This window comes from Roseateles noduli, from assembly GCF_050626985.1.
GTDB classification, from domain to species: Bacteria; Pseudomonadota; Gammaproteobacteria; order Burkholderiales; family Burkholderiaceae_C; genus Roseateles; species Roseateles noduli_A.
This window is the reverse complement of sequence record NZ_CP192463.1, coordinates 572,209-584,456: the sequence shown is the minus strand read 5'-3', so window position 1 is coordinate 584,456 and position 12,248 is coordinate 572,209. Positions and strand designations below refer to the sequence as shown.

12 protein-coding genes are annotated in these 12,248 nt (G+C 67.2%); 2 read left to right on the top strand and 10 right to left on the bottom strand.

What is annotated here, in order from left to right; all coding sequences use genetic code 11:
* Together ACQ4L4_RS02650 and ACQ4L4_RS02645 are read right to left on the bottom strand one after the other, a co-directional pair.
* The gene (locus ACQ4L4_RS02650; protein WP_377155957.1) at nucleotides 1–408 is read right to left on the bottom strand and encodes a hypothetical protein; all 408 of its coding nucleotides are present in this window, start codon (nucleotides 406–408) and stop codon (nucleotides 1–3) included.
* A complete protein-coding gene (locus ACQ4L4_RS02645) occupies nucleotides 408–1,025 on the bottom strand; it encodes a hypothetical protein (protein ID WP_431102652.1) in 618 nt (205 codons plus the stop codon). Before ACQ4L4_RS02645 ends, ACQ4L4_RS02650 begins: the two co-directional genes overlap by 1 nt.
* Nucleotides 1,026–1,235: 210 nt before the next feature.
* Here ACQ4L4_RS02645 and ACQ4L4_RS02640 point away from each other — a divergent pair, with 210 nt between their 5' ends.
* Nucleotides 1,236–3,920, top strand: coding sequence for a penicillin acylase family protein (locus ACQ4L4_RS02640; protein WP_431102651.1), 2,685 nt, complete (start codon nucleotides 1,236–1,238; stop codon nucleotides 3,918–3,920).
* A 75-nt stretch (nucleotides 3,921–3,995) separates the two neighbouring features.
* On the opposite strand, the gene ACQ4L4_RS02635 is transcribed toward ACQ4L4_RS02640, so the two are convergent.
* The 6 genes from ACQ4L4_RS02635 to ACQ4L4_RS02610 all read right to left on the bottom strand — a co-directional run bounded on the left by ACQ4L4_RS02635 (nucleotide 3,996) and on the right by ACQ4L4_RS02610 (nucleotide 10,162).
* Nucleotides 3,996–4,394 (bottom strand): hypothetical protein, encoded by a 399-nt coding sequence (locus ACQ4L4_RS02635; RefSeq protein ID WP_431102650.1) that lies wholly within the window; start codon nucleotides 4,392–4,394, stop codon nucleotides 3,996–3,998.
* A 10-nt stretch (nucleotides 4,395–4,404) separates the two neighbouring features.
* Entirely contained in the window at nucleotides 4,405–4,941 is a 537-nt protein-coding gene (locus ACQ4L4_RS02630; RefSeq protein ID WP_431102649.1) for a hypothetical protein, read from the bottom strand.
* Nucleotides 4,942–5,220: 279 nt separating this feature from the next.
* The gene (locus ACQ4L4_RS02625; protein WP_431102648.1) at nucleotides 5,221–5,850 is read right to left on the bottom strand and encodes a putative 2OG-Fe(II) oxygenase; all 630 of its coding nucleotides are present in this window, start codon (nucleotides 5,848–5,850) and stop codon (nucleotides 5,221–5,223) included.
* An 11-nt stretch (nucleotides 5,851–5,861) separates the two neighbouring features.
* Nucleotides 5,862–6,830, bottom strand: coding sequence for a HupE/UreJ family protein (locus ACQ4L4_RS02620; protein ID WP_431102647.1), 969 nt, complete (start codon nucleotides 6,828–6,830; stop codon nucleotides 5,862–5,864).
* Nucleotides 6,827–7,825 carry a peptidyl-prolyl cis-trans isomerase gene (locus ACQ4L4_RS02615; RefSeq protein WP_431102646.1) on the bottom strand — a complete coding sequence of 333 codons (999 nt, stop codon included), beginning with the start codon at nucleotides 7,823–7,825 and terminating at the stop codon, nucleotides 6,827–6,829. The genes ACQ4L4_RS02620 and ACQ4L4_RS02615 overlap by 4 nt, the downstream gene beginning before the upstream one ends.
* A gap of 84 nt (nucleotides 7,826–7,909) precedes the next feature.
* On the bottom strand, nucleotides 7,910–10,162 hold the full coding sequence (locus ACQ4L4_RS02610; RefSeq protein ID WP_431102645.1) for a hypothetical protein: 2,253 nt from the start codon (nucleotides 10,160–10,162) through the stop codon (nucleotides 7,910–7,912).
* A gap of 272 nt (nucleotides 10,163–10,434) precedes the next feature.
* Here ACQ4L4_RS02610 and ACQ4L4_RS02605 point away from each other — a divergent pair, with 272 nt between their 5' ends.
* Nucleotides 10,435–11,103 carry a PEP-CTERM sorting domain-containing protein gene (locus tag ACQ4L4_RS02605; protein ID WP_431102644.1) on the top strand — a complete coding sequence of 223 codons (669 nt, stop codon included), beginning with the start codon at nucleotides 10,435–10,437 and terminating at the stop codon, nucleotides 11,101–11,103.
* 66 nt (nucleotides 11,104–11,169) lie between these two features.
* On the opposite strand, the gene ACQ4L4_RS02600 is transcribed toward ACQ4L4_RS02605, so the two are convergent.
* Nucleotides 11,170–11,556 carry a hypothetical protein gene (locus ACQ4L4_RS02600; protein ID WP_431102642.1) on the bottom strand — a complete coding sequence of 129 codons (387 nt, stop codon included), beginning with the start codon at nucleotides 11,554–11,556 and terminating at the stop codon, nucleotides 11,170–11,172.
* A gap of 9 nt (nucleotides 11,557–11,565) precedes the next feature.
* The gene (locus ACQ4L4_RS02595; RefSeq protein WP_431102641.1) at nucleotides 11,566–12,168 is read right to left on the bottom strand and encodes a hypothetical protein; all 603 of its coding nucleotides are present in this window, start codon (nucleotides 12,166–12,168) and stop codon (nucleotides 11,566–11,568) included.
* Nucleotides 12,169–12,248 lie beyond the last annotated feature (80 nt).

Below are 12,248 nucleotides of genomic sequence, written 5' to 3'. Positions count from 1 at the left end.
TCAAGGAGCTCGTGGTCCATGCCAGCCGTCACAGCAGTCGAATACCTCCTTCGCTTCGCGCTGTTGATTTCGCATTTCCTCCTCGGAGATATCGCGCCAAAGCTTGTAGTCGGCCATCACTCGACGCTCGCGCAATGTGGTTAGTTGCTTCGCCAAGTGATGGGCCACGCGCATCTGCCGCGCGGGACAAGACTTGGGAGGATCCGCGAGACGTTCGATCAGTTGCTGATGAACACCGTGGACCTTCCGGCTCGACGGGGTCGGTCGAGGAAGCGACTTCGCCCATTCCCGACAGCGGTGATACGCCGCGTAGTAGGCACGACTGATCATCGCCCGCCGACGCGCTTCGGGCGTATGTCCACGCAGGCCTTGCGCATGCACAAGCAGATCCTTGCTTGACGTCGACATCACTCGTCCTCCTCGTCGCAATCATCGTAATGATCGTAGGGGTCCAATTCGTCTTCACCGTCTTCGACGTCCTTGTCGCCGGCAGCCTCCTGGTCGACCGGACCGTCCCAGCGCCCCCTGAATGCAATCTGAAAGCCCAGCGACTGGAGATCACAGTCGATGATTCGCCATGAGCAGGCCGTCGACACCACATGCCCGACTTCCCAAGGGGCATCGATGCGCAGCTCGTAGCGCATGCCAACGAATCCTGCTTCCTTCGGCGAGAAGGTCACTCGTGCCGGGCAATTGCACAGCTGCAGCGAATGTTCCTTCAGGACGTCTGCGGCCACCTGCAGCATCTGCACGACCTGCGACCAACGCAATCGGTGATGCCGCAGCACCTGATCCATGTCTTCGGCCACTTGGTGCCAATCCACGGCCTTCGTCGATCCGGAACAGCTCCCGTCGCACGCCGTCGATGGCTCGCCGAACAGCGCCGTCGGCGCTGCAAGCAGAGCCACGATCTCGTCGAATTCCGCCACAGGCCGTCCCACCACCGGCGGTAGTCGTTTCACCAGATTCTTCGCCTGCGCCAAACGAACATCCATCACCATCACCGTCCTCGCTTTCTCTTGCACTCAAGCAGTCGTTCGATCCGAATGCACGCAGTGTCGAACCGGATCCGCCGATGTCGATTCCCCTCGAAGGGCGATTAAATGGGGGACACACCTTCGTGTGAGTCGCTCCCCCTGCACAAACCGATGCAGGTCATTGCGTCGAAGCCTCTATGCTTGAACGGAACCGGCCCGCCCCGGCGCGCCGACTACCAGAGAGCACAGGGAGACAACATGCGACTTTCCGTTCGACGCGGCCGTGGGCCGCTGCATGCACTGGTCTTGGCCTTGACCGTGGTATCGGCCGTTGGTTCGGCCGCGCTGCTCGCGGGCTGCAACGGCGATGACGACGGGGACGGGACACCCGCCTTCAAGTACAACGCCGAGGTCCGGCGCACCGCCCTGGGCGTGCCCCACATCAAGGCCGCCGACTGGGGCGGCGCCGGTTACGGGTACGGCTACGCGCAGGCGCAGGACGACCTGTGCACCATCGCCAACTCGATGCTCACCTTCCGCGGTGAACGCGCGCGCCACTTCGGCGCCGATGCCGTCATCCCCTTCCAGGGCACCATCGGCCAGCCGAAGAACCTCGACTCGGACTTCTATCACCGCCACGTCCTCAACGACGACGTGATGCAGCGGCTGATCGCCGCGCAGCCGGACAAGCTCAAGCAGCTCGTCGCCGGCTTCGCCGCCGGCTACAACCGCTACGTGCGCGAGATCAAGGCCGGCGCGGAACCCACCGCCCATGCGGCCTGCCGCAACGAGGCCTGGGTCGTGCCCGTGTCGGACACGGACATCTTCCGCCGGATGTACGCCGCGCACTTCGCGGCGGGCTACAGCAACTTCATCGCGCAGATCGCGAACGCCACGCCACCCGCGGCGGCGACACCCGCAGCGGCGACACCGGCGATGGCGACACCCGCGATGGCGACGTCCACGATGGCGACGTCCACGATCGTCCTGGGGGCCGCAGCCACCGAAGCGACCGCAACGACTGCAACGACCGCAGCGACCGCAGCGACCGCAGCGACGGTACAGGCTGCGGCGGCCAAGGCATCGCGACGTGCGCGCACCGCGGCGCCGCAGCGACTCGCCATCGCCACGCAGCACCTGCCCGACTTCCAGGTCGGCGGCAGCGACGGCGTGGGCAGCAACATGATCGGCTTCGGCACCGCCGCGACCGGCGACGGCAGCCCGCTGCTGTTCGGCAACCCGCATTGGTACTGGCGCGGCCCCGACCGCTTCTACCAGGCGCAGCTCACGATCCCCGGCGAACTCAACGTCGCCGGCACGTCCTTCCTGGCGATCCCGGTCATCCAGATCGGCTACACGGACAACGTCGCCTGGAGCCACACCGTCTCCACCGCGCGCCGCTACGGCTTGTTCCAGCTCACGCTGACGCCCGGCGACCCGACCAGCTACCAGCGCGACGGCGCCCCCGTGAAGATGACGGCCCGCGCGATCACCGTGCAGGTCAAGCAGGGCGACGGCAGCGTCGCGCCGGTGTCGCGCACGCTTTATGAGTCGCAGTACGGCCCGATCGTCAACCTCGGCGCGCTCAACGCGGCGCTGGGCTGGAACACGAACACCGTCTTCGCGATCCGGGACATCAACGGCGACAACTTCCGCGTGTTCCGCGTCTGGCTGCGCTGGAGCCAGGCCAAGACGCTGGACGAGCTCGCCGCCATCCAGCGCGAGGAATCCTCGATCCCCTGGGTCAACACGGTCGCCGTCGCGCGCGGCAGCGGCCAGGCCTGGTACGCCGACATCGGCGCGATGCCCAACGTCTCCGCCTCGCAGCTCGGCAGCTGCGCGACGGCCTTGACGACCGCGCTCAGCGCCGCGCTGCCGCGCACGCCGGTGCTCGACGGCTCCAAGAGCAGCTGCGACTGGCAGAGCGATCCCGACTCCAAGCAGCCCGGCGCGCTGGGCCCCGCCCGCATGCCCAGCCTGCTGCGCGACGACTACGTGCTCAACAGCAACGACAGCTACTGGCTGGCCAACACGGCCGCGCCGCTGACCGGGTATCCGGACATCCTCGGACCGGCGGGCACGACGTCGATCAGCTTCCGCACGCGTCTGGCGCATCTGCTGGCCCAAGGACGCCTGGCCGGCACCGACGGCTATGGCAGCAACAAGGCCACCAGCGAGACCGTGCGCGCCATGGTGCTCAACAGCCGCACGCTCACCTCGGAGCTCTTCAGGGACCAGGCGGTCGCGATGTTCTGCGCGCCGCCGACGGCGTTCACCGTGGGCGGCGATCCGGCCACGGGCGAGACCTTCAGCCCGGCGCGCAACGTCGACCCCACCGAGGCCTGCGCGGCACTGCAGGCGTGGGACGGCAAGGCGCTGCTGGCGTCGCGCGGCGCGCACCTGTGGGACGAGTTCTGGACGCGCGCGTCGCGCATCCCTGAGGCCTCGCTGTTCGCGGTGCCCTTCAGCAGCGCCGATCCGCTGCACACACCGCGCGACCTGAACGTCGCCGTGAAGACGACGCTGCAGCAAGCCTTCGGCGCGGCGATCCTGCGCGTGCAGGCCAGCGGCTTCGCGCTGAACGCGACGCGCGGCGAGACGCTCTTCGCCACCCGCGGCAGCGAGAAGATCCCCCTCTTCGGCGGCTGCGGGCAGCCGCAGGGCTACTACACGGTGGCCTGCGCGCTCAGCCGGCTGGACCAGGGCGGCTACGACCTCAACACCGCCACCAGCGCCAACAGCTACATGCAGGTGGTGCGCTTCCCCGGAGAGGGTGTCGAGGCCTACACCTTCCTGACCTTCTCGCAGTCGGACGACCCGGCCTCCGCGCACTACAGCGACTACACGCGCGCCTACAGCGCCGGGCAGTGGCAGAAGGTGCCCTTCTCCGAGGCCGACATCGCCAAGGACACGGCCTTCACGACGAAGACCATCAGCGAATAGCGCGACGGACACGCGCTTGCGACGGCCTGACCGATGGCCAGGCGCGTAAGCCGCCTCGGCAAGGTGGGGCTGAGGTCAGGGCTTGCGTCGGCCATCGCAGCAGTCGAAGACCTCCTGCGCGAGCCCTACTTGAACGCTGAGTTCCCTTCGGTCCAGCTCCTCCGACAGCTTGTAGTCGGCCCGGACCCTCAGCTTTCGCAGTTCGTCGAGGCTGTCGCCAAGCCATCGAGAAAGCTTGGCCTGTTCGCCGGTGCATTGCGTATCAGGTGTTTGAAGTCGCAGGATCAGGCGTTGATGGACGCCGCCGCGCCGCCTGAGTGGATTTCCACGAGCGGGCAACGATCGCTCCCACTCGAGGCAACGGTGATAGCTGGCGTAGTAGGCGCGACTTGCCAGATTGCGCCGGCGTGCCTCAGGCACGACGAGCGGTCGTTCTTTCGCTTGATGAAGCAGGTCATGACTGGTGACGGGCATCGCACTTACCTCACTCCAGGTCCGCTTCACGGCGATCCAGTTCGGCCAGCTCTTCCTCGGTCCATTCGCCGACGAATCCGAACATGAAACCATGCCGATGCATGTCGCGATCGATCAGGCGCCAAATGAACTTGTCGGTGAGCGCCCGAGCCACCTGATGAGGCGCGTCAATTCGGAGGTTGTAGCTGAAGCCGGGCTCCTCCATCTCCGGCGGATAGATGTCGACACACTCGGGATTGCCGCGACAGATTTTCAGGCCACTCTCGCGCAACACTTCCGCTGCAACCTGCAGGACTTCCACCATCGTGGTGGCCGTCATCCAATGCTCTGCTGCGGTCTGATGAGCGACTTGCAGCAACTCATCCCAATCTACGCGTGGACACCTGGCATTCGGATCGACCTCCTTGTCGCCAGGTTCCCCGAACAGCGCGCTCGGTTCTCGCAGTATTGCCATCAGATCATCGAAATGGAACGTCTGCCGGGGCGGAAGCCGCGACATGCCGGCCACCACCATGGTTGCCCGTTCCAACTGCGCATTCATCGTCATTGCACATCTCCTGTTGCCGAGTCCTCGACCCGTGAAGGCATGCAGTGTCGAATCAGAAGCGCGTTTGTCGATTCCCCTCGAAGAGCGAATCGATGGGGGAAATCACTTCGAGTAGGTGAGTCCCCCCGCACATACACATGAGGGTCATTGCGAGGGAACCACCGATGCTCACAGCCCCATTGCTTGCGGCGCCTGCGCCGCTTCGGAGCGCACGGGTCCGTGACGCTGCCGAAGCGGGGTCGATGGCATCAGGCGGGTCGGCGGACGTCACCGACTCCGTCATCCGCTGAACCCGATCGTGTAGCCCCATGAGTTCAGGCGCGCCGGGATCGCGTTGAACGCGAGGCTGATGCGCGTCTGGCCGTCGTTGGGCGGCACCGCATGCATCAGGTAGCTCGGGAACAGCATCAGGTCGCCGGGCGACGGCGAGGGGCTGATCCACTTCTCCGCATTGAACGGCCCCGCGACCATGCCGGGGTGGTCGTTCTTGAAGCTGAAATCGGTGCCGCCCGGCGACTTCATGAACACGGTCCGCGCCGAGTCGTCCGTCCCCGTCAGGTACACGATCCCCGAGGCGAAGCTGTTGGCGTGGTTGTGCATCGCCTGATGGCCGCCGTGCGCCATCACGTTGACCCAGAGCTCCTTGACGCCCCAGGCCATGCGTTCGCCGAAGAGCAGCGCGCCGAACTCCGACAGCGGCCCCGCCAGCAGCGCCGCGACGTCGACCAGCAAGGGGCTGTCGCCCGGCTGGAGCATCCGCGTGTGCACCAGCTTCGCGGAGCTGTTGTTGTCCCGCACGGCCTCCGCGCTGAAGTGCGCCACGAGGGCCGCCACCAGCGTCGGCGGCAAGGCGCCCGGCACGCGCATCACGGGCGTAGGGAACAGACTGAAGGTTTCGGATGCAGGCATCGACGCTCCCCTCACCCGGCGATCGCCGCGATGCGCAGCCACGACCAGTACGCCGCCGCCGAGCCGATCAGGTACAGCAGCGCGGTGCGCAGCCGCCCGGTCCACGGCCATCGGCGCGAGACCCGCCACAGCGCCCAGCAGGCGCCGACCGTCATCAACTGGCCGATCTCGACGCCGACGTTGAAGGTCAGCAGCGCGACCAGCAGGTGGTTCTCCGGCAGGCCGATCTCCCGCAGCGCGCCGGCAAAGCCGAGCCCGTGCACCAGCCCGAACAGGAAGGCCACCAGCGCCGGCCAGCGGCGCGCCAGCGTCTCGTGGCCCTTCGATGGTTTCAGCGCCTCGCACGCGACCAGCACGATGGACAGCGCGATCGTGGCCTCCACCGGCGGCGGCCGCAGCTGCAGCCAGCCCAGCGCGCTCATGCCCAGCGTCAGGCTGTGCGCCGCGGTGAACGCGGTGATCGTCCACAGCAGCTGGCGTCGGAATCCCACCAGGAACAGCAGCCCGATCACGAACATCAGGTGGTCGATGCCGGCCAGGATGTGCTCCACGCCCAGCAGCGTGTAGGCGCGGGCGATCTCGCCCATGCCGCGCCTGTCCTGCGCCGAGCCGAACAGCTGCACCGACGGCTGCCCCGCCGTCAGCGTGTAGACGCTGGTCTGGCCGTCGATCCAGAACACCTTCACCAGCGCGGCCGAGTACTGGCGGCCGACACCGTCCATCGTCAGCGTGCCCGTCAGGCCCGACTTGCCGCAATGCAGGGTCAGGCCCTCCGCCGTGCAGCCCTCGGGCCACGCCGGCGCGAGCACTTCATCGGCGGCGCGCTTCTCGCTCGCCGTCCATTGCCAGATGAATTCACCGGGCGCGGTCTCGCGCACCTGCATCTCGGCCATGCTCATCTCGTGCGCCCGCGCACTGCCGCCCGCCAAGGCGGCCGCCGCCATCAGCAGGCCGAGCATCCGTCGCATCCAGAGGCTCATTTCGATTCGCCTCCGAGGCCGGCGGCCGGCGCGGTGGTCGACGTGGTCGCCGATGTCGCCGTCGTCGGCGCCGTCGAAATGGTCGTCGCCGTCGTCGCGGCGGTCTCACGGCGGATCGTGTACTTGCGGCTCAGCGCGAGGACTGCCGCACTGCGCTGCTCCGACAGCGTCGCATCGGTCCAGTCCTGCAGCACGACGCCGCGCAGCCTGTTGAAGTCGCCGGGTCGGGCCGGTGTCGTCGAGACCAGCCGCATGGCGCGCCAGGCCGGATTGCCGCCTTCAACGGTGCGGAACACACGCCACTCCCCGACGGTCGACGACTCGATCGCCTTCGCGAAGTCCGCGCCGTAGCTCTGCACGAGGTTGGCATGCGGACGGCCCTTGAAGACGCGCAGGCCGGCGCCGGTGTCGCCTGATGCGCCGCCATTCGCGCCATTCGCGCCACCCGCGCCGCCATTGAGCTTGGCGACGAAGGCGCGAAGCGCCGCCTCATCGGCGTCGCCGGCCAGCACGGCCTCCTCGAAGTCGAAGCGCGCGGGATCGTCGTACTTCTCGCGATGCGATTCGAACCAGCCGCGAAGGTGCGTGTCGTCGGCCGGCGGCAGCTTCACGCCGGCGTCGATCATGCTGAGCGACTTGAAGATCACGCGCTCGCGGATGGCGGTGTCGCCCTTGTCGAGCTGCAATGCGAGGCCTTCGCGGTACAGCACCTCGTTGTCGAGCCAGACCTGGCGCAGCGCGGCGAGCTCCTTCGCATCGGGCGCGCGGCCGCGCGAGGCGGTGAACACCTGCGTCGCCTCCGCATCGACCTCGGGGCCGATGACGATGCGCATCGGATCGTCCGCGCGGCTGACCATCACGTGGTCCACGCCGAACAGCACGCCGCCCAGCAGCAGGAAGTGCAGCAGCGGCTCGCGCGTCCACGAGGGCCAGCCGCCCTTGGACGACGAAGAAGAGGTAGAAGCAGCGCGCGCTTCGGCGGGGGGCATCGTCATCGACATGGCAATCGGATCACTTCTGAAAATGGAAATGCGCCGCGCGTCGAAACGCGCGGCGCCGAGGGCTTCAGTGCGACTGGCTTACTTCACACCTGCCACTTGCGTCGAACCGCTCACTTCGATGTAGACGGGGTTGCTGTAGAACCAGAGGTCCGACCAGGCGGCCACGTCGTAGGCCACGTACTTCACGCCGCCGACGGTTGGCAAGTGGTTCGGGCAGCCGTCGATGGTCGTGCCGGTGTAGGTCGTGCCGTTGGCCGGGACGTTGGTTCCCACCGTCGTGCAGGCGATGCGCAGCTTGGACGAGTCGTTGGCGTTGGTGTACAGGTCCGCCAGCGGATTGCCGCTGCCGTCGGTCTCGAACGGCACCGACGCCGGAAGGTTGGTGCCGCGCAGCCGCACGTACTGCGAGGCGGTCACCGCCGGGATCCGGGTGCTCATCTTCAGGAACTGCGTGCTGTCCGCGCCCGAGATCACCTTGACCCACGGCGACGAGCCGGCGCCGTTGAAGCTGCGGATCACCGCGGCCGTCGTGTTCTTCGCCGCGGCGGGGACGTTGGCCAGACCGGTGGTCGTGCCGTCGGTGCGCAGCCAGTTGGTGTTGCGCGGCCATTCGCCGGCGTAGTCGGCCGAGCCCGGCGCGCGGTAGCCGCTGACCAGGCCGCGGATCAGGTCGATGTGGTCCAGCACCGGCTGGTTGATCGGCTGCTCGATGCCGACCTGCTTCAGCGACGGATTCGGGAAGCTGTAGGGCGAGTAGTTCGTGCCCGCCGGATCGCGCACCGCGACGGCGACGACGAGCTCGGCGCCGGGACGCACCACCAGCTTCTCGCCCATCGTGGCGCAGCCGGTCACGTCGGTGTCGGTGTTGCCGGTGGCGGCGTTCAGCGCGAGCTGCTCCACCGAGGCGCTGCTGCGCGCGCCCGGGCCGGCGTAGGACGCGCAGACGACCACGGCCAGGCGGTCGATCAGTTGGCCGGTCGTCGACCAGGCGTTGCCCGAGCGCAGACCGTTGACGATGGCTTGCGGGCGCAGCTTGTCGGTGCCGTTGCGGACCATCGCGTAGGTGCGCTGGTACTCGCCGGGATAGAAGTCCTGCGTCGAGCGGCGGTCATCGGGACCGAAGCTGCCGCGGTTGTGCCAGTCGGAGCTGGCGAAGAACCAGAAGTTGCGGCCCTCGCCGAGCAGCGCGTCCCACACGCCGCCGACCACGCCCGCGTACACGCCGGTGCCGCCGAAGGTCGTGCCGCCGACGGAGTCGACCTTCTCGCTGCCGAAGGTGTTGCGGTTGACCTGGTACTCGCCGCGGTTGGCCGAGGCGCCGTGGCCCGGCTGCGATTCGAAGCCGAAGGCGATGCCCGGGGCGGCGTTGTTGAAGTTGCGCAGGTGCTCGACGTTGAAGCCCTGGTTGCCGTCGGCGTAGAACGGGCCGGCGCGCTCCAGGTGGGCCGGCACGTAGTAGCTGGCGGTCGCATGGTTCTGCGCCATCCACTTCAAGGCCTCGACCGTCTTCAGGTGGCCGCGCGTGCCGACGCCGGCGCCGCCGGCGGGCATCAGTTTCTGGGCCTGTGCGTTCCAGCTCACGTCGGCCTGGCTGTTGCTGCCCGGGACCGCGCAGTTCCAGTTGTTGCCCACGTTGGAGCCGGTGACGTTGCCGCGGCTGCGGTCGGTGTCGCCGCGGTCGAAGCAGTAGGACCACTGCGCCAGCGCGTCCGCGTTGCCCAGCGCGGAGAAGCTGCCGCTGGCGGGCAGCTGCGTGCCATCGATGCCGTTGGGCATCTGGCCCGTGACGATGGACATCGAGCTGTGCTCATGGCCGGCCACCACCGATTCCATGCCGATGAACAGCGGCAGGTTCTTCGCGACCGACAGGTACTCCAGCACCGGGTACTGGAACTCCTGGATCGACTGCCAGCGCCACATGTTGCCGTTGCCGCCGACGCCGCCGTTGTCGCCCTTGATCGCGGCCGCGCCGATGCTGGCGGACCAGGTCGTCGTCGGGCCCCGGCCGGCGACGAAGGGGTAGGACGGCGTGGACAGCGAGGCGTCCTCGACCAGCGTGCAGTTGCGGTTGCCGTTGCCGCCGTGGCCGGCCTGGACGAACCAGTCCAGGCCCCAGGGGGTGTCCTGCTTGTCGGTGACCTTCTTGACCAGCTTCTGCATCGAGATCGAGCCGTCCGAGCAGGTGGTGTGGTTGTGGAAGTCGCCGCTGACGTAGCGGCCGGGGGTCTTGCCCGCGGCGGCTGCCGGCGCGGGGACGGTGCTCAGCGAGAGGGAGCCGAGGGCGGCGAGCGCGGCGAGGGCGACGTCGCGTCGGGCGAAGGGGAAGCGCATGGTGGTTGCTCCAGGAGTCAGCGAGGACCGGATGAGGAAAAAGTCACGCGCAGCGTAGAAAGCCGGCTTGACCGAGCCGTGACAGCGCCGTGGCAGGACCCGGAATCGCGTCCCCTGAAACCAGGGACGCGGGAAACCCGTGGAGCGGGACTTCCGTCACGCGACTGCCTTGGACGGATTCGAGACTCGCGGCCGAAGCGTCCCGACGTGCAGGCCCGATCCGCGCGGCTTGCATGCGGGAGGCAACCCCTGACCCCCACCGGAGAACTCCCATGAAGCGTGCTGCTTCCACCGCCTTGATGTCCCTGGCCGCGCTGTCGGCCCTCGCCCTGTCCGCGGCGCCGGCCCATGCCGCCAACGCGTGGATCGACTTCGACGGCCCGACGAGCTTCGCCTCGGTCGCCGACTACTACAACGGCGGCACCGACGGCGCCGGCCTGAGCGGCGTCAACCTGGGCGTGTCGTTCAGCGGTTCGATCCTGGGCCTGGCCAACGACGGCCTGGCCGACAGCCCGAGCGGCAACTACTTCAGCAACGCCCCGACGATGGGCGGCGTGATGTTCAACAACATGGGCGAGACCGGCCTGATGAACGTCGCCAAGGGCTTCACCGGCGAAGTGTCGCTGTACTACTCGTCGGCAAGCGCGCTGGCCAGCGCGGTCACGATCTACAGCGGCCTGAACGGCACGGGGTCCATCCTGGGTTCGTTCTCGCTGGCCAACAACGCGCAGCTGGGCTGCTCGGAGTCGTCGTACTGCCACTTCGACCTGGCGTCGGTGAGCTTCGCCGGCGTGGGGCGCTCGCTGGTGTTCAGCGGCGGGCTGAACGCGGCGGTCGACAACATCGCCATCACGGCGGTGCCGGAGCCGGGGACCTACGCGCTGATGCTCGCCGGCCTCGCGGCCGTCGGGTTCGTGGCGCGGCGCAAGCGGGCGCAGTAAGTCTCGCCCGGGGGGCTTCCGGCCCCGCACCGACGATCAATGCGCCTGGAGGCGCATTGATCGTCATCAGCTGCCGCAGGTCTTGAAGAGCAGGCGCGCGTCGTAGAGTTGCTTCTTGAGATCGATCTCACTCACGGAGCGGCGCAAACGATAGTCCGCGATCACACGCTGATCCTTCTGGCGGCTCAGGAGCCGGTGCAGGTCGACCGATTGACACTTCTGCTTCGGCGTGCAGGCACCGTTCGGCGCGCCGAGCCTGTCGATCAGGCGCTGATGAATGCCGCCCTGCGGTTTCGCGACTTGGCCGCGCCGGGCCAGCCCACGCTCCCACGCCAGACATCGGTGGAAAGACGCGTAGTACGCGCGGGAAATGGCAGAACGCCGCCACGGCTCACCAACATGCCGGGCTTGCTCGCTGGCCAGTTCCAAAAGGTTTTCGGGTTTGATTGACATGCGATCTCCTCAGTCCAGGTCTTGATCCCAATCAAGACTCTCATCCGCTTCGTCGTCTCCAGCCCCTTGAACGAAGCTGAAGCAGAATCCGTGATAAGGCACGCCAACCTGATTGGCGAGCCCATCGAGTTCACGCGTCAAGTCACTGGCTCGCCTCCAGTCGGTGTCGACGCTCAACTCGATGAAGATATCCATCGTGTCCTCCTCATGGAGGAGAAGGATCGCCATCTCACCAGTGCAGATCCGGACACCATGCTTGAGGAGCACCTCGGCCCCCAAGTGCAGGTGAAACAACACATCGCTGCAGCGAGTTTCCCAGTAGGCGAGGAACTTGCCGATCTCCCGCGGCGCCGATGCCCAGTCGACCGACTCTCCCCGGTCCCTGGCTTTGCGCTCAGACGGAGTTCCAAAGAACTCTTCGGGCACGCGCAACATGCGCATCAGCCGAGCCAATCCAGGCATGCTTTCCAGCGCATCAAGCTCTGCCGCGGTCGACGGGTTGACGGGCGACAATGAAGGCACCGACGCCGTCTCCGGCTCGGTCACGCGTTCATCGAGTGACTCCACCTCCGGCTCCATCTCCAGCTCAGATTCCATTTCTGCAAACGCCATTTGCATCTCTCCATGTCTACTGCAACAACCACCGAGCTCACGGCTCGAATGCATGCAGTGTCGAAGCGAAGTGGCGTTTG